Here is a 20,299-nt window from a genome sequence, read left to right as displayed (position 1 = left end):
GGGCCCGGCCGACCAATACTGGCTTCATGCCGCTGCACTGGAAGCTCGTCATCGACGCCATCGACCCGCTCGCCCAGGCCGACTTCTGGGCCGAGGCCCTCGGCTATCTGCCGGAGGACAACAGCGCTCTCATCGAGCGGCTGCTCGGTATGGGAGCCGTACCGCCCGAGCTGACCGTGCGGTGGCACGGCCATCACGCCTGGCGAGATCTGGCCGCCGTCCGGCATCCGGACGATCCGTACGAGCAGGAGAGCGGCACCGGTCTCGGCCGGCGGCTGCTCTTCCAGCGGGTGCCCGAGGCCAAGACCGTCAAGAACCGCCTCCACCTCGACCTGCACACCGAACCGGGACGCCGGGACGAGGAAGTCGCCCGGCTGGAGGCACTGGGGGCGACCGCGGTCCGCCAGGTGCGGGAGCCCGGCGGGGAGTGGCACGTCATGCAGGACCCGGAAGGCAACGAATTCTGCGTGCACTAGGTCCTGTCCGGGCGGACAGGACCTAGTCGGTGTATCGCCCGTGGAGGTCCTGATCGCGGACAGGACCTCCACGGATGCGTGCCGTGGCTACGGCAGCTCGCGTACGGGGCCTCTACCACACGTTCGTTAACCGAACCCGACTGACCGGTTTCCGCCCTTGACGGTCAGTCAACATCTCGCTGAACATTCACCCCAAACACCGCACCGAGTACAGCTCCAGCACCCTGCGACACCGCCGTCGCGGGGTGTCTCGCACGTTCCGTCCTGTCCCCGTACGGAATCCGGAGCCCCCACATATGACTCACTCCGTGCACAGACGCACCGCCGCAGGCGCGGCACTCGCGATCGCCGGACTGCTCGCGGCAGCCGTACCGGCTGCGGCGGCCGCCATCACGGCCCCCTCACCGAACGCGGCCGCTTCTCCGGCGGCGCTGGCACCGCCGGACATCCCCGTCGCCAACGTCAAGGCGCATCTCAACGATCTCCAGTCGATCGCCTCCGCCAACGGCGGAAACCGTGCGCACGGCCGCACGGGCTACAAGGCGTCGGTCGACCATGTGAAGGCCAAACTGGACGCGGCCGGATTCACCACCACCGTCCAGCAGTTCACCTCGTCCGGAGCCACCGGCTACAACCTGATAGCCGACTGGCCTGGGGGCGACGCCAACCAGGTGCTGATGGCCGGCTCCCATCTCGACTCGGTCAGCTCCGGCCCCGGCATCAACGACAACGGCTCCGGTTCCGCCGCCGTCCTGGAGACCGCGCTCGCCGTCTCCCGCGCCCAGCTCAAGCCGGACAAGCATCTGCGGTTCGCCTGGTGGGGCGCGGAGGAGCTGGGTCTCGTCGGATCCAAGTACTACGTCAACAACCTGCCGTCCGCCGAGCGTTCAAAGATCACCGGGTATCTCAACTTCGACATGATCGGCTCCCCGAACCCCGGCTACTTCGTCTACGACGACGACCCGGCGATCGAGAAGACCTTCAAGGACTACTTCGCCGGCATCGGCGTCCCGACCGAGATCGAGACGGAGGGCGACGGCCGCTCCGACCATGCCTCGTTCAAGAACGTGGGCATCCCGGTCGGCGGGCTGTTCACCGGCGCGAGCCGCACCAAGTCCAGCGCACAGGCCCAGAAGTGGGGCGGCACGGCCGGTCAGGCCTTCGACCGCTGCTACCACTCCTCCTGCGACACGACGTCGAACATCAACGACACCGCGCTCGACCGCAACAGCGACGCGATCGCCCACGCCGTCTGGACCCTGTCCACCGGCACGACGGACCCGGGCGGTGACGTCTACGAGAACACCGCCGACGTCTCCATTCCGGACAACGCGGGCGCCGTCACCTCCTCCGTGGCGGTCTCCGGGCGTACCGGCAACGCCCCGTCCGCCCTTCAGGTCGGCGTGGACATCAGGCACACCTGGCGCGGTGACCTGGTCATCGACCTGGTCGCTCCGGACGGCACCGCGTACCGCCTCAAGAACTCCAGCGGCGGCGACTCCGCGGACAACGTCATCACCACCTACACCGTGAACGCGTCCAGCGAGCCCGCGAACGGCACCTGGCAGCTCAAGGTCCAGGACGTCGCCCGCTACGACACCGGCTACATCAACAGCTGGAAGCTCACCTTCTGAGCACGGCGCCCGGTGGCGCGGCGTGCACCGGAAACAGAAGCGGGGTGCCCTTCAGGGGGCACCCCGCGTCCGTCATCGGCACGGCGTCGTGCGGCCGGGCACTACTTCGCGTTGTTCGCCGCCTTGACCAGCGCGTCCGGGGTGACGGCGCCGACGTACATCTTGCCGTCGTCCGTCATCAGGGCGTTGACCAGGCGGGTCTTGAAGACCGTGCCGGTGCCGAAGTCGCCCTTGACCTGGTCGCCCAGGGAGTTCAGGAGCTTCTCGGCCTCCGGCGGGAGGTCACCCTTGCCGTCCTTGCCGTCCTTCTGCGCGGTGAGGCCCGCACCACCGGGCGCCTTCAGTTCGGCGATGGCGGTCCAGCCCTCACCGATGACGTTCATCCCGTTGAAGCCCTCCATGCCCTCGAACTCCTCGGGAGTCCTGGGTGCCTTGGGAGCGGCCTTCCCGTGGTCCTGGGCACCGGCCTTCTCACCGGCGGCGAGGGCGTCCGCCTCGGTGACCTTCGCGCCCTTCGGCGGGGTGAAGCGGAAGATGGACGCGGCCGGCTTGGAGAAGTCGACCGTGGTGAAGCCGGCGTCGACCGCCGCCTTGCCACCGTCGCTCGGCAGCAGGGTGAACTTCAGCGGGACGCCGTTCTGCGCGTCCACCGCGATCTTGATGGAGTCGATCGTCGAGCCGCCCTGCTTGGGCTTGATGACGAGCTGGTAGGCGTCCCGGCCGGCGATACGGGCCGTACCGTCGACGCTCACGCTGGTCGTGGTGCCCGCGGCCTTCAGCGCCTCGTCGGCCAGCTGCTTGGGCGTGGCCGTCAGCTCCTTCGGGCCCTGGTGCCTCTTGTGGTCGTCCCCGCCCTTGCTCGCACCGGCGGAGGTGTCCTTGCCGTGCACGACCTCGTCGGAGGCGCTGTCGTACGTCCAGAACTCCGTACCGTTGTGGGTGACGCTGTACTGCTCGCCGCCGGACTCGAACGACATCCGCTGCTTGTCCGGGCCGTCGGCCGCGACCTCCATCTTGTGCGTGCCGGAGGCCAGCTGCATCAGCTTGGCGCCCGGCGACGCCGAGGCTCCGCCGCTCGGCGTGGCCGCTCCGGGGAGGAGGCCGTTGGCCAGGCCGCCCAGGTCCGGGAGGCCCAGGTCCGTGGTGATCTTCACCGTGCCGGAGAGCTGCTGGGTGTCCGACGCGGCGATCTTCGCGATGAGCTCCTGCGCGCTGATCTTCGGCAGATCGGGTTCGCCGACCGCGGCGAGCGCCGGGACGAGCCCGATGGTCGCCACGGCAACGCCCGCCACCGCGGCCGGAACGGCGTACCGCGCCGCCTTCCGGCGGGCCGGGCTGACCTCCCCCGGCTCTTCGGTGATCGTTGCGTTCTCGTTCGGTGCCATGGTTTCCCCTACCTCCGTGATGGCGCGTCGTCCGTCCACACCATCTGACCAAATCCCCCGCCCGGAAGCGTCAGCCCCCGGAATCAACTCCGCGTACTGCTGCGGTATGACCCGGGGGCGTCTGAACTCCGCCACCCAGTAAGGGTCGCGGGACGCCGCCTCCTCCCGTCGGCGCAGGGGTTGCCTCCGGACGAGGACACGACGAAGGGGCCGGTCCGCAGGACCGACCCCTGATCAGCCGTGCAGCCGCGGCGCACCCTCGGGTGGTCCGCCATCGCGCCGCACCACTCAGCCCGCGCGGTGCACCACCGCGTCACACAGCTCTTCGAGTGCCGCCTTCGCGGAGCACTGCGGCAGTGGCGCCAGCATCGCCCGCGCCTCCTCCGCGAACCGCACCGTGTCACGCCTCGCCTGCTCGAGGGCGGGATGCACGCGCAGCCTGGCCAGCGCCTCGGCGTGCCGGGCATCGTCCGTCAGATCCCCGGCCAGCAGCTCCACGAGCTCCAGATCCTCGGGCCGCCGGTGCGTCTCGGCCTGCTCCCGCAGCCGGAGCACGGGCAGCGTGGCGATGCCCTCGCGCAGATCGGTGCCGGGAGTCTTGCCGGACTCGTGCGAGTCGGAGGCGATGTCGAGTACGTCGTCGGCGAGCTGGAAGGCGACGCCGAGCCGTTCACCGTACTGGGTGAGGATGTCGGTGACACGCTCGTCCGCGCCGGACATCATCGCGCCGAAACGGCCCGAGACGGCGACCAGCGAGCCGGTCTTGCCACCCAGCACGTCGAGGTAGTGGTCGACGGGGTCGCGTCCGTCGCGGGCGCCGGCGGTCTCCAGGATCTGCCCGGTCACCAGCCGCTCGAACGCCTCGGCCTGGATCCGCACGGCGTCGGGCCCCAGGTCGGCCAGGATGTGCGAGGCGCGGGCGAAGAGGAAGTCACCGGTGAGGACGGCCAGCGAGTTGCCCCAGCGGGCGTTGGCGCTGTCCACGCCTCTGCGCACCTCGGCCTCGTCCATCACGTCGTCGTGGTACAGCGTCGCCAGATGTGTGAGCTCGACGACCACGGCCGAGGGCACGACACCCGGCGCGTACGGGTCACCGAACTGTGCCGCCAGCATCACCAGCAGCGGCCGGAAGCGCTTGCCCCCCGCGCGCACGAGATGCTGTGCGGCCTCCGTGATGAAGGGCACCTCGCTCTTGGTGGCATCGAGCAGCCCCGCCTCGACAGCCGCCAACCCGGTCTGGACATCGGCCTCGAGAGCCTGGTCCCGCACGCTCAGCCCGAACGGCCCGACGACGGTCACGAGGGGTACTCCTGTCTGCTGACGATCACACGGATTGTCGATGTGTCGTGGTCATCACTCAAGTCAGCGTATCCGGTCCCCTTTCGATCACCGGCGGCGCCTTCCCGCCTCCCCCGGTATGTTCTTGATCAGCTCATACGACCAGAAGCGATACTTTTGTCCGGAACCGTGACCGAACCCGATGGGAGCGGCGGACGGCCGTCGCCGGGAAGCACCCACGCCTCACCCACAGGGGCGCCTGGCCGGGCGCGAGCGCGCCCCTGTGTCCCCGAGCGAGGCTCCCCATGCGTATCCGCACGTCCTTCCCCCACGAGACCCGCCACGAGGACATCCGCATTCCGCTGACCGACGGCACCCGGCTGTACGCCCGGGTGTGGCGACCGCTGACCGACGGCCCCGTGCCCGCACTCCTCGAATACCTGCCGTCCCGGCTGACCGACTGGACCGCGCCACGGGACTTCCAGCGCCATCCCTGGTACGCGGGGCACGGTTACGCCTGCGTCCGGGTGGACGCCCGCGGTCACGGGAACAGCGAGGGCCTGCCGGACGCCCCGTACACGGCGGCCGCGATCGCCGACGCCGCGGCCGTCGTCGAGTGGCTCGCCGAGCAGACGTGGTGCACCGGGAGCATCGGGATGACCGGGCTCGGGCCGGGTGGCCGCATCGCGTTGCTGACCGCCGCACTCGCGCCCGAACCCCTGAAAGCGATCGTCGCGGTCTGCCCCGCCGGCGGACCGGCGGACGACGGCGAGCCGGGGGCCCGCGCCGGCACGCCCGGCGCTGGCGCCCTGCTGCCGCCCGTGAGCCGGCACGCCTGGTCACCCGGCGCGCCGGCGTTCGCCGCCCTGCCGCCGGATCCGCTCTACGCGGGCGACGCCTGGCTCACGATGTGGCTGAACAGGCTGAAGGCGGTGGAACGCGGGGGCGGCGGCCATGACGGCACGGAGGCCCGTGGCCCGGATTTCGGCATCCGGGACCTCGGCGGCCCCGGCGGCCCGGACCTCGGCGACGAGGCCGTCGGAGCGATCCGGGCCGCCGTGCTGGCGGTGAGCGGCCGGCACGACCCCTACCGCGACACGGTGCTGCGGCTGGTCGAGCGGCTCGACCCGTCCCGGGTACGAGGGATCATCGGCCCCTGGCCGCACGCGTACCCGGACCGCGGCCTTCCGCCCGGCCCGGCGATCGGCTTCCTCCAGGAGACGCTGCGCTGGTGGGACCAGTGGCTGAAGGAAGACCCCGGAAGCACCACCGGGGCAGCGGACACGGGCGTGCTGTCCGAACCGCTGCTGCGGTCCTGGATCAGCGAGGCGCATCCGCCCTCAACGGCCCCCGCGGAGCTGCCCGGCCGCTGGGTCGGCGACGACAGCTGGCCCTCGCCGCGGATCACCCCGCTGGCGTACGCCTTCCAGGGCCCGCCCGTCGTGGTCGACTCCCCCCGGCACACCGGGCTCGACGGCGGCAGCTTCGTCCCCCGCGGCCGCGATGCCGACCTGCCGCCCGACCAGCGCGACGAGGACGCCGGATCCGCGAGCTTCGAATTCGCCGTGCCCGAACGGGTGGAAATCCTGGGCAGGCCCCGGGTCACCCTGCGGTTCCGCGGCGAGGTGCCCCGCGGCCACGCCGTCGCCCGGCTCTGCGACGTACACCCCGACGGTTCGTCCACCCTGGTCACCAGGGGCTTCGCCGAGCTCCCCGCCTCCGACGCGCCCGAAACCCCCGCGGCGCCCGGCACCGTGAGCTTCGAGCTGAGCGCCACCGGCCACGCCTTCCCGCCCGGTCACCGCATCCGCCTCGCCGTGTCCTCCGCCTACTGGCCCTGGATCCGGCCCCAGGCCCACGCGAGGCCCTTCGTGCTCGAGCCGGAAGGTTCCTCGCTCGAACTGCCCGTCCGCGCCCCGACGACGGACACGATCGCCTTCGGTGAACCCGAACAGGCGGAGCCACTCGCCGTCGTCGTCCCCGTCACCCTGGACGCGCCACGCCCGGGACGGCTGATCGTCCGGGACGTCGGCACCGGCACATGGCGGCTCGAGACCGATCACGGCGACGACGGCACCCGCTCCTACCCCGACGGTCTGGAGATCACCGAGGAGGCCCGCGAGACCTGCACGATCCGGGAACGCGACCCGCTCTTCGCCCAGGTCCGCTCCGAGTGGCGGATCCGGTTCCACCGTCCCGAACAGGCCTGGGACATCCACGTCGAAGCCCGCTCGGAAGTCGCCTTTGACGCCGACGACTTCCACACCTGTGACGAGGTGGTCTGCCGACACGGGACAGAGGTGGTGTTCCACCACACCTGGGAGAAGCGGACTTCCCGGCCGGCGAGCCGGGCCGCGCCCCCGCACGAACCACCCGAACCGCCCGCACGGGCCGAACCGTTCCCGCGACCCGGACCACCCGTACGGCCCGAGCCTCCCGACGGGCCCTGACGCCGAGTGCATCACCCACGTAACGTGTCCCCCACACACGTGGAAAGCGAGGCAAGCACCGATGCCCGAGCAGAGCCCGCTCGACTTGGCCGAGGGCGACCCCTTCGGCCCGCACAACCTTCCGTACGGGGTCTTCACCACCGCGGCCGAACCCGACCGCCGGCGGCTCGGTGTCCGGATCGGCAACCACGTGCTCGACGCCGGGGCCGCGGCGCACACCCTCGGCTCCCCCTACGCCGCGCTGCTCGCGCAGCCGAGCCTCGGTCCGCTCCTCGCGGCGGGCCGCACGGCCTGGCGTGACGTACGGCGCGCGCTGACCGCCTGGATGACGGTGCCCGCCCACCGCCAGGACATCGAGCCGCTGCTCCATCCGCTCTCCGCGGTGACCCTGCACCTCCCCTACGAGGTCGCCGACTACGTCGACTTCTACGCCAGCGAGCACCACGCCACCAACGTCGGGCACATCTTCCGCCCGGACGGCGAGCCGCTGACCCCCAACTGGAAGCATCTGCCGATCGGTTACCACGGCCGTTCCGGCACGGTCGTCGTCTCCGGCACGGACGTCGTCCGTCCCTGCGGCCAGCGCAAGACGCCCGCCGACCCGGCACCGCTCTTCGGTCCCTCCGTCAAGCTGGACATCGAGGCGGAGGTCGGCTTCGTCGTCGGCACCCCCACCGACCTCGGCCGGCCCGTACCGCTGTCCGGCTTCCGTGACCACGTCTTCGGACTGCAGCTGCTCAACGACTGGTCCGCGCGCGACATCCAGGCCTGGGAGTACGTGCCGCTCGGCCCGTTCCTCGGCAAGTCCTTCGCCACGTCCGTCTCCGCCTGGGTCACCCCGCTGGAGGCCCTCGACGCCGCCCGGGTCGCCCCGCCGACGCGCGACGTCGACGTGCTGCCCTATCTGGACGACTCGGGCGACGAGGAGCCCGGAGGCCTCGACCTGCGCATCTCGGTCGCGATCAACGGACAGATCGTCAGCGAGCCGCCGTTCGCGACGATGTACTGGACCGCCGCCCAGCAGCTCACCCATATGACCGTCAACGGCGCCTCGCTGCGCACCGGGGATCTGTACGGCTCCGGGACCGTCAGCGGCTCCGAGGTCCACCAGCGCGGCTCGCTGCTCGAGCTCACCTGGAACGGGCGGGACCCGCTGGAGCTGCCGTACGGGAAGCGCACCTTCCTCGAGGACGGCGACGAGGTCACCATGACCGCCTGGGCACCCGGCCCCGACGGTGTGAAGGTCGGCCTCGGCGAGGTCACGGGCCGCGTGCTCCCGGCCGTGGCTCCCTGGTAGAGCTGTCGGCCTGCGTCGGTACGGTCCGGCGCAGGCCCGCCGACGTGGCCGGCTTACGGGCCTATGCGGCCCGCGGCGTCACGCGTTCTCGCTCAGTCCGAGCACCAGGACCAGCACCGACGGCACCAGCACGATCAGCACCCAGACCGCGACCCAGGGCCGGCGTCCGTTCAGCAGGTGTCCGAGCGCCCCGGTGCTCTCGACCAGGGCGCCGAGCGTTCCCAGAGCGCCGACGGCCGCCGCGGTCCAGTAGGCCCACGTGTGGTCGCCGAGATACCTCAGCAGCAGGAGGGCGGGGAGCAGGAACACCGCCGGCCAGGTGTCGGCGGTGTTCGCAGGGCTGTGCTGTTCGTCCCGCGCGGCTGGCGCGTTCATGGGTCCCCCGGTCATCGATCAAGATCCTTCGTCCTGAAGGGACGCCGGCTCCCGCGCGCAGGTTGCCCTGGCGGGCCGGGGGCCGGGGCGCCGCCGTCCTGCGGCTCGCGCGCACCCGGGGACAAGGAGGCCCGCGGCCCGGCCGGGGCCCGGGCCCCTCGCCGGCAACGTCAGGCCTCATCCTCCGTACTGCGCTCGCCCTCGGCCTGGGACGGCGTCGTCCGCATGGTGGCGGGGTGCTGTTCCTCGGTCGATTCCATGTCCTCGCCCTCGGCCTGTGAGGGCGTGGTGTACTCGGGGTACTGGTTCTGATACTGGTCGATCATGACGAGCCTCCCTTGACCCGCGATCCCTCCCAAGATCGAGCGTAGCTCTTCGGCGGCGGCACGGCGCCGCCTGCGGGGAGCGAAGCCGGAAGACCCGGCAGCGAGGCCGGAGGCCCGTCACCCCCCGAGGGTGACGGGCCTCCGGCTGGGATCGCCTCAGCGGGCTACCGGACGAACACACTCGCCTGCCCGGCCAGATCCAGGAAGTACTGGGGCGCCACACCCAGCACCAGGGTGACCGCGACGCCCACCGCGATGGTGGTCATCGTGAGCGGCGACGGCACGGCCACCGTCGGGCCCTCGGGCTTCGGCTCGCTGAAGAACATCAGCACGATGACCCGGATGTAGAAGAACGCGGCAATCGCGGACGAGATCACACCGACCACGACCAGTGCGCCCGCGCCGCCCTCGGCCGCCGCGCTGAACACGGCGAACTTCCCGGAGAAGCCCGACGTGAGCGGGATTCCGGCAAAGGCCAGCAGGAACACCGCGAAGACCGCGGCGACCAGCGGAGAACGCCGTCCGAGCCCGGCCCACTTGGACAGATGGGTGGCCTCCCCGCCCGCGTCCCGCACCAGGGTGACGACCGCGAAGGCGCCGATCGTCACGAAGGAGTAGGCGACGAGGTAGAAGAGCACCGACGAGACACCGTCGGGTGTGAGCGCAATGACACCGGCGAGGATGAATCCGGCGTGCGCGATCGACGAGTAGGCCAGCAGCCGCTTGATGTCGGTCTGGGTGATCGCGATGATCGCGCCGCCCAGCATGGTGATGATGGCGACCGCCCACAGGACCGGCCGCCAGTCCCAGCGCAGACCGGGCAGCACCACGTAGAGCAGCCGCAGCAGCGCTCCGAACGCCGCGACCTTGGTGGCCGCCGCCATGAAGCCGGTGATCGGGGTCGGTGCGCCCTGGTAGACGTCCGGGGTCCACATGTGGAACGGCACCGCGCCGACCTTGAACAGCAGCCCCACGAGGATCATCGCTCCACCGATGAGCAGCAGCGCGTCGTTGCCCATGGTGGCGGCGAGCGCGGGGTCGATGGTCTGGACGGAGCCGTCGACGACGTCGGCGATCCTGGCGTACGACACCGAGCCCGCGTACCCGTACACCAGCGCGATGCCGAAGAGCAGGAACGCCGACGAGAACGCCCCGAGCAGGAAGTACTTCATCGCCGCTTCCTGCGACAGGAGCCGCTTGCGGCGCGCGAGGGCGCACAGCAGGTAGAGCGGAAGCGAGAAGACTTCGAGCGCGATGAACAGTGTCAGCAGGTCGTTCGCCGCGGGGAAGACGAGCATCCCGGAGATCGCGAAGAGCGCCAGCGGATACACCTCGGTGGTGGTGAATCCCGCCTTGACCGCCGCCTTCTCGCTGTCGCCGCCCGGTACGGCTGCGGCCTGTGCGGCGAAGGAGTCGACATGGCTGCCGTGTGACCGCGGATCGAGGCGCCGCTCGGCGAAGGTGAAGATCGCGACGAGCGAGGCCAGCAGGATCGTGCCCTGGAGGAACAGCGCGGGCCCGTCGACGGCGATGGCGCCCATCGCCGCGAGATGCGCCTTGGTGGTGCCGAATCCGCCGGCGGCGAGGCCGACCACCGCCGCGAACGCGGCGGCCAGCGCGACGACCGACAGGAACACCTGGGCGGGATAACGGCCCTTGCGCGGGACGAAGGCCTCGATCAGCACGCCCACGATCGCCGCGCCGACCACGATCAGCGTGGGGGCGAGCTGGGCGTACTCGATATGCGGGGCCGGGATCTTGTCCAGCGGCTGGGCTGCCGTTGTCCACAGGCTGTGGACAGCTGTTGCGCTCACTTCGCCGCCTCCACCTCGGGCCGGGGATCCTTCTGCTGTACGTCGGACATGGTGTGCTCCACGGCCGGGTTGACGATCTTCGTCAGGGGCTGCGGGAAGACTCCGAGGAAGATCAGCAACGCGATCAGCGGTGCGACCACCAGCAGTTCGCGCAGCCGGAGATCCGGCAGGGTCCGCACCTCCTCCTTCACCGGGCCCGTCATCGTCCGCTGGTAGAGCACCAGGGTGTAGAGCGCGGCGAGCACGATGCCGAGGGTCGCGATGATGCCGACCACCGGATAGCGGGCGAAGGTGCCGACCAGGACCAGGAACTCACTGACGAACGGGGCGAGTCCGGGCAGTGACAGGGTCGCCAGACCGCCGATGAGGAAGGTGCCGGCGAGCACGGGGGCGACCTTCTGCACTCCGCCGTAGTCGGCGATGAGACGCGAGCCGCGCCTCGAGATCAGGAAGCCGGCCACCAGCATCAGCGCGGCCGTCGAGATCCCGTGGTTGACCATGTAGAGCGTGGCGCCCGACTGGCCCTGGGTGGTCATCGCGAAGATGCCCATGACGATGAAGCCGAAGTGCGAGATCGACGCATAGGCGACCAGTCGCTTGATGTCGCGCTGGCCCACCGCGAGCAGTGCCCCGTACACGATGCTGATCAGCGCCAGTACGAGGATCACCGGGGTCGCCCACTTCGACGCCTCCGGGAACAGCCCGAGGCAGAAGCGGAGCATCGCGAAGGTGCCGACCTTGTCGACGACCGCGGTGATCAACACGGCGACCGGGGCGGTCGACTCCCCCATGGCGTTGGGCAGCCAGGTGTGCAGCGGCCACAGCGGCGCCTTCACCGCGAAGGCGAAGAAGAAGCCGAGGAACAGCAGCCGTTCGATGTTCGTGGACATGTCCAGCTCGCCGGCCGTGCGGGCCTCGGCGATCTCCGTCAGCGAGAAGTTCCCCGCGACGACATAGAGCCCGATCACCGCGGCCAGCATGATCAGACCGCCGACGAGGTTGTAGAGCAGGAACTTCACCGCGGCGTACGAGCGCTGCGCCGCCGCGTTCTCGTCGCTGCCCGCGTGAGCACGGTCCCCGAAGCCGCCGATGAGGAAGTACATCGGGATCAGCATGGCTTCGAAGAGGACGTAGAAGAGGAAGACGTCGGTGGCCTCGAAGGAGAGGATCACCATCGCCTCGACCGCGAGGATCAGGGCGAAGAAGCCCTGGGTGGGACGCCAGCGCGAGGAACGGGTCTCCAGAGGGTCGGCGTCGTGCCAGCCGGCCAGGATGATGAACGGGATCAGTACCGCGGTCAGCGCGATCAGCGCCACCGCGATCCCGTCCACGCCCAGCTCGTACCGCACCCCGAAGTCCTTGATCCAGGCATGGGATTCGGTGAGCTGGTACCGGGCGCCACCGGGCTCGAAGCGGGCGGCGATGACCCCCGCGAGCACGAGGGTGCCGAGCGAGACGAGCAGCGCCAGCCACTTGGCGGCGGCCTTGCGGCCGGCCGGTACGGCGGCGGTCGCGATCGCGCCTACTGCGGGCAGGGCCGCGGCTGCTGTAAGGAGCGGGAAGGACATGACAGTTACACCGACCTCATCAGCAGGGTCGCGGCGATCAGCACCGCCGTACCTCCGAACATCGAGACCGCGTAGGTGCGGGCGTAGCCGTTCTGCAGCTTGCGCAGACGGCCCGAGAGTCCTCCGAACGACGCCGCCGTGCCGTTGACGACCCCGTCGACCAGGGTGTGGTCCACGTACACCAGCGACCGGGTGAGGTGCTCCCCGCCGCGGACCAGGACCACGTGGTTGAAGTCGTCCTGGAGGAGGTCCCGTCGGGCGGCCCGGGTGAGCAGCGAGCCACGCGGGGCGGTCACCGGCACCGGGCGGCGTCCGTACTGGGCATAGGCGAGCGCGACGCCGAGGATCATCACCACGACGGTGGAGATGGTCACCGTGCCGGCGCTGATCGGCGAATGGCCGTGCTCGAAACTGGTCACCGGCTCCAGCCACTTGACGAACGACTCGTGGAAGGAGAACAGCCCGCCCGCGAAGACCGACCCGAAGGCGAGCACGATCATCGGCAGCGTCATGGTGCGCGGCGACTCGTGCGGATGCGGGGGTTCGCCCTTCTCGTCGTTCTGCCAGCGCTTCTCGCCGAAGAAGGTCATCAGCATCACGCGCGTCATGTAGTACGCGGTGATCGCCGCGCCCAGCAGGGCCGCGCCGCCGAGGATCCAGCCCTCGGTGCCGCCCTTGGCGAAGGCCGCCTCGATGATCTTGTCCTTGGAGAAGAAGCCCGACAGCCCCGGGAAGCCGATGATGGCGAGATAGCCGAGGCCGAAGGTGACGAAGGTGATCGGCATGTGCTTCCGCAGGCCGCCGTACCTCCTCATGTCGACCTCGTCGTTCATGCCGTGCATGACCGAACCGGCGCCGAGGAAGAGCCCGGCCTTGAAGAAGCCGTGGGTCACCAGGTGCATGATCGCGAAGGCGTATCCGATCGGGCCGAGGCCCGCCGCCAGGATCATGTAGCCGATCTGCGACATCGTCGAACCGGCCAGCGCCTTCTTGATGTCGTCCTTCGCGCAACCGACGATCGCACCGAAGAGGAGCGTGACCGCGCCGACCGTCACCACCGCGAGCTGGGCGTCCGGTGCGGCGTTGAAGATGTTGCCGGAGCGGACGATCAGATAGACCCCGGCGGTGACCATCGTGGCCGCGTGGATCAGGGCCGAGACCGGGGTCGGACCCTCCATCGCGTCCCCGAGCCAGGACTGCAGCGGCACCTGGGCGGACTTGCCGCAGGCGGCGAGCAGCAGAAGCAGTCCGAGGGCGGTCAGAGTGCCCTCGGACGCCTTCCCCGTGGAGTCGAGCACGGGTCCGAAGGCGAAGGTCCCGAAGGTGGTGAACATCAGCATGATGGCGATGGACAGGCCCATGTCGCCGACCCTGTTGACCAGGAAGGCCTTCTTGGCCGCCGTGGCCGCGCTGGGCTTGTGCTGCCAGAAGCCGATCAGCAGGTACGAGGCGAGACCGACGCCTTCCCAGCCGACGTACAGCAGCAGGTAGTTGTCGGCGAGCACCAGCAGGAGCATCGCCGCGAGGAACAGGTTGAGGTAGCCGAAGAAGCGGCGGCGGCGCTCGTCGTGCTCCATGTACCCGACCGAGTACAGATGGATGAGCGAGCCGACCCCGGTGATCAGCAGGACGAAGGTCATCGACAGCTGGTCGAGCTGAAAGGCCACGTCCGCCTGGAAACCCTCGACCGGGATCCAGGTGTACAGGTACTGGGTCAGGGTGCGGTCGTCGCCGGGCCTGCCGAGCATGTAGGCGAAGAGCACCACGCCGATGACGAAGGAGACGGCGGCGAGGGCCGTGCCGATCCAGTGGCCCGTGCGGTCGAGCCGGCGCCCGCCGAGCAGCAGCACCACCGCGCCGAGCAGGGGCGCCGCGATCAGCAGCGCGATCAGGTTCTCTGCGTTGTCCACGAGTCTGCGACCCCTTACAGCTTCATCAGGCTGGCGTCGTCGACCGAGGCCGAGTGGCGGGAACGGAACAGCAGCACGATGATCGCGAGCCCGACCACGACCTCCGCGGCGGCGACGACCATCGTGAAGAACGCGATGATCTGACCGTCGAGATTGCCGTGCATCCGGGAGAACGCGACGAACGCGAGATTGCAGGCGTTGAGCATCAGCTCGACGCACATGAAGACCACGATCGCGTTCCGCCTGATCAGCACACCTGCGGCGCCGATGGTGAACAACAGTGAGGCGAGATAGATGTAGTTGACCGGATTCACCGCTTGGCCTCCTCTCCGTCGCGCTGGCCATCGCGCTGCCCGTGCCGGCCGCGCACATCGCGGTCGTGGTCGTCCCGGTGCCGCTCCTCGATGAAGCGGCCGAGGCGCTCGTCGGAGCGCTGCTCCAGTGCCCTGAGGTCGTTCAGCGCCTCGCCGGACACATCGCGGACCTGGCCGCGGGCGCGCAGGGTCTTGCTGACGGTGAGCTCGGACGGGGTGCCGTCCGGCAGCAGACCGGCGACGTCCACCGCGTTGTGGCGGGCGTAGACACCGGGTGCGGGAAGCGGAGTGGGAAGCTTCCAGCCGTAGCCCGTCGCCGAGGGGTGGCGGCCGGGCGGGACGGCGCTTGCCTCGCGGACGCGCTGCTCGGCCAGCTCCCGCTGGGTCCTGGCCCGTTCGGTGCGCTCGCGGTGGGTGAGCACCATCGCGCCGACCGCCGCCGAGATCAGCAGGGCGCCGGTGATCTCGAAGGCGAAGACGTACTTGGTGAAGAGCAGGGTGGCGATGCCCTGGACATTGCCGCTCGCGTTCGCCGCCCCGAGGCCGATGAAGGACCCTGAGCTCAGCGAGGCGTTGGCGATCCCGGCGATGAGCAGGACGCCGAAGCCGAGGCCACAGGCCGCGGCCCACCAGCGCTGTCCCTTGATGGTCTCCTTCAGCGAGTCCGCCGCCGTGACACCGACGAGCATGACGACGAAGAGGAACAGCATCATGATCGCGCCGGTGTAGACGACGACCTGCACCACGCCCAGGAAGTACGCCCCGTTGGCGAGGTAGAACACCGCCAGGATGATCATGGTCCCCGCGAGGCAGAGCGCACTGTGCACGGCCTTCTTCATCAGGATGGTGCCCAGCGCGCCGATCACGGCGACGGTGCCCAGCACCCAGAACTGGAAGGCCTCCCCGGTCGAGGTGGCCGCGGCGAGAGTGGCGGCGCTCATACGTCGACCTCCTCTGGCTTCTCCCCCTTGGAGACGGCGACCTGGCGCTCGGTGCCGGGAGCGGCCTCGACGACCAGTCCGCGGTAGTAGTCCTGCTCGTCGGTGCCGGGGTAGATCGCGTGCGGGGTGTCGACCATGCCCGGCTCCAGGCCCGCGAGCAGCTGCTCCTTGGTGTAGATCAGGTTCTCGCGGGAGCTGTCGGCGAGCTCGAACTCGTTGGTCATGGTCAGCGCCCGGGTCGGGCAGGCCTCGATGCACAGCCCGCACAGGATGCAGCGGGCGTAGTTGATCTGGTAGACCTGCCCGTACCGCTCGCCCGGTGAGTAGCGCTCCTCGTCCGTGTTGTCCGCGCCCTCCACATAGATGGCGTCGGCGGGACAGGCCCAGGCGCACAGCTCGCAGCCGACGCACTTCTCCAGCCCGTCGGGGTGCCGGTTGAGCTGGTGCCGGCCGTGGAAGCGCGGCGCCGTCGTCTTCTGCTGCTCCGGGTACTGCTCGGTCAGCCGCTTCTTGAACATGGCCTTGAAGGTCACGCCGAAGCCGGCGACCGGATTCTGGAACGCGCTCCCGGAATCGTTGGATTGCTCAGACACCGTCAGCCTCCTTTCCGTCACGAGGACCGTCACTGTCAGTATTCGCCCCACCACTGACAATCAGCTCGCGGTCGTGGCGCGGTCGTCTGCGGGGCACCGGGGGCATCTCCTGCCCGGGCATCGGCGGCACGGGGAAGCCGCCCGCCATCGGGTCGAACGCGGCGGGCGCCGCGGCCTGCGCCGCCTCCTTCGCCGTCTGCTCCTTCTTGCCGCGGAAGAGGTCGACGACGAAGGACAGCAGCAGTGCGGCGAGGACCGCGGCCCCGACGTAGAGCACGATCTGCGAGAAGTCCCGGCCGTCGTTGCGCAGGGCCCGTACGGTCGCCACGAGCATCAGCCAGACGACCGATACGGGGATCAGCACCTTCCAGCCGAGCTTCATCAGCTGGTCGTAGCGGACGCGCGGGAGCGTGCCGCGCAGCCAGATGAAGAAGAACAGCAGCAGCTGCACCTTGATCACGAACCAGAGCATCGGCCACCAGCCGTGGTTCGCGCCCTCCCAGAACGTGCTGATCGGGTACGGGGCACGCCAGCCGCCGAGGAAGAGGGTGACCGAGACCGCCGAGACGGTGACCATGTTGACGTACTCGGCGAGCATGAACATCGCGAACTTGATCGACGAGTACTCGGTGTTGAAGCCCCCGACGAGGTCACCCTCGGACTCCGGCATGTCGAACGGGGCCCGGTTGGTCTCACCGACCATGGTGACGATGTAGATCAGGAACGAGACCGGCAGCAGCAGGATGTACCAGCGGTCCGCCTGCGCCTCCACGATCGTCGAGGTCGACATCGAACCGGAGTAGAGGAAGACCGAGGCGAACGCGGCGCCCATGGCGATCTCGTAGGAGATCATCTGCGCGCAGGAGCGCAGTCCGCCGAGCAGCGGATACGTCGAGCCGGACGACCAGCCCGCCAGGACGATCCCATAGATGCCGACCGAGGCCACCGCGAGGATGTACAGCATCGCGATCGGCAGATCGGTGAGCTGCATCGTGGTGCGCTGGCCGAAGATCGAGATCTCGTTGTTCGCGGGGCCGAAGGGGATCACCGCGATCGCCATGAAGGCCGGGATGGCGGCGACGATCGGCGCGAGCACATAGACGACCTTGTCCGCGCGCTTGACGATCAGGTCCTCCTTGAGCATCAGCTTGACGCCGTCCGCGAGGGACTGGAGGAGGCCCCAGGGGCCGTGCCGGTTGGGCCCGATGCGCAATTGCATCCAGGCGACGACCTTGCGCTCCCAGACGATGGAGAACAGGACCGTCAGCATCAGGAAGGCGAAGCAGAAGACCGCCTTGATCACGACGAGCCACCAGGGGTCCCGTCCGAACATCGAGAGGTCCTCGGCCGCGAGGAGGGTCGGGTTCACGCGCGCACCTCCGGTACGTCGTCGCCTGCGGCGGCACCCTTCGCGCCGCCGGGGCCGATACGGACCAGCCGGCCGGGCACGGCGCCGGTGTCGCCGAACACACCGCCACCGGTCGAGTTGAGCGGGAGCCAGACCACCCGGTCGGGCATCTCGGTCACCTGGAGCGGCAGTTGTACGGACCCGGCAGGTCCGGTGACGGACAGCAGATCGCCGTCCTTCACGCCGACCTCGGCCGCGGTGGCCGCGGACAGCCGGGCGACCGCGGCGTGCCGGGTACCCGCCAGTGCCTCGTCGCCCTGCTGGAGCAGTCCCTGGTCGAGCAGCAGCCGGTGGCCCGCGAGGACCGCTTCGCCGTCGCCGGGGCGGGGCAGGGGCTGTGCCGACTCGACGGGCTCGGAGGCCCGCGGACCGCTCCAGGCCCCGAGCCGGTCCATCTCCCGCCGCACCGACCGCAGATCCGGCAGGCCGAGGTGCACGTCCATGGCGTCGGCGAGCATGTGCAGCACCCGGGTGTCGGCCGGCGGCAGCGGGCGGGTCATCTGGTCGGGCTTGAGCGCCGCCTCGAAGGGCCGTGCCCGGCCTTCCCAGTTGAGGAAGGTGCCGGCCTTCTCGACGACGGCCGCGACCGGGAAGACCACGTCGGCCCGCTCGGTCACCTCCGAAGGCCGCAGCTCCAGCGAGACCAGGAAGCCGACCGCGTCGAGCGCCTCACGCGCCCGTCCCGGGTCGGGCAGATCGGCGATCTCCACGCCGGCGACGACCATGGCACCGAGAGCGCCGGTGGCCGCGGCCTCGACGATCTGGCCGGTGTCGCGCCCGTAGCGGTGCGGGAGTTCACGTACACCCCAGACCGCCGCGGTCTCCTCACGGGCCCGCGGGTCGGTGGCGGGCCGGCCGCCGGGCAGCAGCGAGGGGATCGCGCCCGCCTCCACGGCACCGCGCTCACCGGCCCGGCGCGGGATCCACACCAGTTGGGCGCCGGTGGCGGTGGCGGCCCTGACCGCCGCCGTGAGCGCACCGGGCACACCGGCCAGCCGCTCGCCGACGACGATCACGGCTCCCGGCGCGCGCAGTGCCCCGGCCGCCGCGGCGCCGTCGGCGTCGAGACCGGTGCCGGACGCCAGCGCGTTCAGCCACTCGGTCTCGGTGCCGGGTGCGGCGGGCAGCAGCACGCCCGAGGCCTTCGCCAGTCCGCGGGTGGCGTGGGTGGCAAGGGAGTAGGTCCGCTGGCCGTGCCTGCGGGCTGCCTTGCGCAGCCGCAGGAAGACGCCGGGTGCCTCCTCCTCGGACTCGAAGCCCGCGAGCAGCACCGCGGATGCCTTCTCCAGGGAGGCGTAGGTGACGCCCCTGCGGTCCAGGACCAGGTCCCGGCCGCGTCCGGCCACCGACGAGGCCAGGAAGTCCGCCTCCTCGGAGGAGTGCACCCGCGCCCGGAAGTCGACGTCGTTGGTGTCCAGGGCGACCCGGGCGAACTTGGCGTACGCGTAGGCGTCCTCGACGGTGAGCCGGCCTCCGGTCAGCACGCCCGCCCGCCCGCGCACCGAAGCCAGCCCGGCCGCAGCGGCCTCGAGTGCCTCGGGCCAGCCGGCCGGCTCCAGCTGTCCGGTCTCCTTGTTGCGTACGAGCGGAGTGGTGAGCCGGTCGCGCTGCTGGGCGTAGCGGAAGGCGAAGCGGCCCTTGTCGCAGATCCACTCCTCGTTGACCTCGGGGTCGTCGGCGGCGAGCCGCCGCATGACCTTGCCCCGGCGGTGGTCGGTGCGGGTGGCGCAGCCGCCCGCGCAGTGCTCGCAGACCGACGGCGACGACACGAGGTCGAAGGGCCGTGAGCGGAACCGGTACGCCGCCGAGGTCAGGGCGCCCACCGGGCAGATCTGGATGGTGTTCCCGGAGAAGTACGACTCGAAGGGATCGCCCTCGCCCGTGCCGACCTGCTGGAGCGCACCGCGCTCGAGCAGCTCGATCATCGGGTCGCCGGCGACCTGGTTGGAGAAGCGGGTGCAGCGCGCGCAGAGCACGCAGCGCTCGCGGTCGAGCAGCACCTGGGTGGAGATGTTGACCGGCTTCTCGTAGGTGCGCTTCCTGCCCTCGAAGCGGGACTCGGCCTGCCCGTGGGACATGGCCTGGTTCTGCAGGGGGCACTCACCGCCCTTGTCGCAGACCGGGCAGTCGAGCGGGTGGTTGATCAGCAGCAGCTCCATCACGCCCTGCTGTGCCTTCTCGGCGACGGGCGAGGTGAGCTGAGTCCTGACGACCATGCCGTCGGTGCAGGTGATGGTGCAGGACGCCATCGGCTTGCGCTGGCCCTCGACCTCGACGATGCACTGCCGGCAGGCGCCGACCGGGTCGAGGAGGGGGTGGTCGCAGAACCGGGGGATCTCGATGCCGAGCAGCTCGGCGGCGCGGATCACCAGGGTGCCCTTGGGCACGCTGATCTCGATGCCGTCGATGGTCAGGCCGACCAGGTCCTCGGGCGGGACCGCGGCGTTGCCTCCGCCTGCGGATGCGGCGGACGTGGTGACGGTCATGCGTCCACCTCCGGGTGCGACATGTCGGATCGTCGGGTGGCGTG

16 protein-coding genes are annotated in these 20,299 nt (G+C 70.2%); 4 read left to right on the top strand and 12 right to left on the bottom strand.

Translation table 11 applies throughout. The features are described from left to right. Window positions 1-26: 26 nt before the first annotated feature. Both ACTWOL_RS21930 and ACTWOL_RS21925 read left to right on the top strand, forming a co-directional pair. Window positions 27-476, top strand: a complete 450-nt coding sequence (locus ACTWOL_RS21930) for a VOC family protein (protein WP_474298461.1) — start codon at window positions 27-29, stop codon at window positions 474-476. 308 nt (window positions 477-784) lie between these two features. Next, window positions 785-2,110 (top strand): M28 family metallopeptidase, encoded by a 1,326-nt coding sequence (locus ACTWOL_RS21925; RefSeq protein ID WP_474298460.1) that lies wholly within the window; start codon window positions 785-787, stop codon window positions 2,108-2,110. Window positions 2,111-2,211: 101 nt separating this feature from the next. Here the strand turns inward: ACTWOL_RS21925 and ACTWOL_RS21920 are convergent, their stop codons facing one another. Then, a complete protein-coding gene (locus ACTWOL_RS21920; RefSeq protein WP_474298458.1) occupies window positions 2,212-3,495 on the bottom strand; it encodes a LolA family protein in 1,284 nt (427 codons plus the stop codon). A gap of 288 nt (window positions 3,496-3,783) precedes the next feature. Beyond that, the gene (locus ACTWOL_RS21915) at window positions 3,784-4,794 is read right to left on the bottom strand and encodes a polyprenyl synthetase family protein (protein WP_474298457.1); all 1,011 of its coding nucleotides are present in this window, start codon (window positions 4,792-4,794) and stop codon (window positions 3,784-3,786) included. A 284-nt stretch (window positions 4,795-5,078) separates the two neighbouring features. Here ACTWOL_RS21915 and ACTWOL_RS21910 point away from each other — a divergent pair, with 284 nt between their 5' ends. Together ACTWOL_RS21910 and fahA are read left to right on the top strand one after the other, a co-directional pair. Next, complete coding sequence (locus ACTWOL_RS21910) at window positions 5,079-7,223, top strand: CocE/NonD family hydrolase (RefSeq protein ID WP_474298455.1); 2,145 nt, start codon at window positions 5,079-5,081, stop codon at window positions 7,221-7,223. A gap of 61 nt (window positions 7,224-7,284) precedes the next feature. After that, complete coding sequence (fahA, locus tag ACTWOL_RS21905; RefSeq protein ID WP_474298454.1) at window positions 7,285-8,520, top strand: fumarylacetoacetase; 1,236 nt, start codon at window positions 7,285-7,287, stop codon at window positions 8,518-8,520. 78 nt (window positions 8,521-8,598) lie between these two features. On the opposite strand, the gene ACTWOL_RS21900 is transcribed toward fahA, so the two are convergent. The 10 genes from ACTWOL_RS21900 to ACTWOL_RS21855 form a co-directional block, all read right to left on the bottom strand. Further along, window positions 8,599-8,910, bottom strand: coding sequence for a hypothetical protein (locus tag ACTWOL_RS21900; RefSeq protein WP_474298453.1), 312 nt, complete (start codon window positions 8,908-8,910; stop codon window positions 8,599-8,601). 155 nt (window positions 8,911-9,065) lie between these two features. Continuing rightward, complete coding sequence (locus ACTWOL_RS21895; RefSeq protein ID WP_474298452.1) at window positions 9,066-9,221, bottom strand: hypothetical protein; 156 nt, start codon at window positions 9,219-9,221, stop codon at window positions 9,066-9,068. Window positions 9,222-9,385: 164 nt separating this feature from the next. Further along, the gene (gene nuoN, locus ACTWOL_RS21890; protein ID WP_474301228.1) at window positions 9,386-10,987 is read right to left on the bottom strand and encodes an NADH-quinone oxidoreductase subunit NuoN; all 1,602 of its coding nucleotides are present in this window, start codon (window positions 10,985-10,987) and stop codon (window positions 9,386-9,388) included. Between the two features lie 44 nt (window positions 10,988-11,031). Continuing rightward, window positions 11,032-12,603 (bottom strand): NADH-quinone oxidoreductase subunit M, encoded by a 1,572-nt coding sequence (locus ACTWOL_RS21885; RefSeq protein WP_474298451.1) that lies wholly within the window; start codon window positions 12,601-12,603, stop codon window positions 11,032-11,034. 5 nt (window positions 12,604-12,608) lie between these two features. Then, window positions 12,609-14,513 (bottom strand): NADH-quinone oxidoreductase subunit L, encoded by a 1,905-nt coding sequence (nuoL, locus tag ACTWOL_RS21880; RefSeq protein WP_474298450.1) that lies wholly within the window; start codon window positions 14,511-14,513, stop codon window positions 12,609-12,611. 14 nt (window positions 14,514-14,527) lie between these two features. Then, window positions 14,528-14,827: an NADH-quinone oxidoreductase subunit NuoK gene (nuoK, locus tag ACTWOL_RS21875; RefSeq protein ID WP_338677328.1), complete on the bottom strand. Its 300-nt coding sequence runs from the start codon at window positions 14,825-14,827 to the stop codon at window positions 14,528-14,530. Further along, complete coding sequence (locus ACTWOL_RS21870; protein ID WP_474298449.1) at window positions 14,824-15,768, bottom strand: NADH-quinone oxidoreductase subunit J; 945 nt, start codon at window positions 15,766-15,768, stop codon at window positions 14,824-14,826. Before ACTWOL_RS21870 ends, nuoK begins: the two co-directional genes overlap by 4 nt. Further along, entirely contained in the window at window positions 15,765-16,361 is a 597-nt protein-coding gene (gene nuoI, locus ACTWOL_RS21865; RefSeq protein ID WP_474298448.1) for an NADH-quinone oxidoreductase subunit NuoI, read from the bottom strand. The genes ACTWOL_RS21870 and nuoI overlap by 4 nt, the downstream gene beginning before the upstream one ends. After that, complete coding sequence (gene nuoH / locus ACTWOL_RS21860) at window positions 16,354-17,730, bottom strand: NADH-quinone oxidoreductase subunit NuoH (RefSeq protein WP_474298447.1); 1,377 nt, start codon at window positions 17,728-17,730, stop codon at window positions 16,354-16,356. The genes nuoI and nuoH overlap by 8 nt, the downstream gene beginning before the upstream one ends. After that, window positions 17,727-20,255, bottom strand: coding sequence for an NADH-quinone oxidoreductase subunit G (locus ACTWOL_RS21855; protein ID WP_474298446.1), 2,529 nt, complete (start codon window positions 20,253-20,255; stop codon window positions 17,727-17,729). Before ACTWOL_RS21855 ends, nuoH begins: the two co-directional genes overlap by 4 nt. Between the last annotated feature and the right edge of the window lie 44 nt (window positions 20,256-20,299).

The organism is Micromonospora sp. IBHARD003 (assembly GCF_056106285.1).
This window is presented reverse-complemented; position numbering and strand designations above follow the sequence as displayed.

Excerpts from the sequence above, each read along its gene's own strand:
- ACTWOL_RS21930 (WP_474298461.1), top strand. The coding sequence starts at position 27 with ATGCCGCTGCACTGGAAGCTCGTCATCGACGCCATCGACCCGCTCGCC.
- ACTWOL_RS21920 (WP_474298458.1), bottom strand. The coding sequence starts at position 3,495 with ATGGCACCGAACGAGAACGCAACGATCACCGAAGAGCCGGGGGAGGTC.
- ACTWOL_RS21910 (WP_474298455.1), top strand. The coding sequence starts at position 5,079 with ATGCGTATCCGCACGTCCTTCCCCCACGAGACCCGCCACGAGGACATC.
- fahA (WP_474298454.1), top strand. The coding sequence starts at position 7,285 with ATGCCCGAGCAGAGCCCGCTCGACTTGGCCGAGGGCGACCCCTTCGGC.
- ACTWOL_RS21900 (WP_474298453.1), bottom strand. The coding sequence starts at position 8,910 with ATGACCGGGGGACCCATGAACGCGCCAGCCGCGCGGGACGAACAGCAC.
- ACTWOL_RS21895 (WP_474298452.1), bottom strand. The coding sequence starts at position 9,221 with ATGATCGACCAGTATCAGAACCAGTACCCCGAGTACACCACGCCCTCA.
- ACTWOL_RS21885 (WP_474298451.1), bottom strand. The coding sequence starts at position 12,603 with ATGTCCTTCCCGCTCCTTACAGCAGCCGCGGCCCTGCCCGCAGTAGGC.
- ACTWOL_RS21870 (WP_474298449.1), bottom strand. The coding sequence starts at position 15,768 with ATGAGCGCCGCCACTCTCGCCGCGGCCACCTCGACCGGGGAGGCCTTC.
- ACTWOL_RS21855 (WP_474298446.1), bottom strand. The coding sequence starts at position 20,255 with ATGACCGTCACCACGTCCGCCGCATCCGCAGGCGGAGGCAACGCCGCG.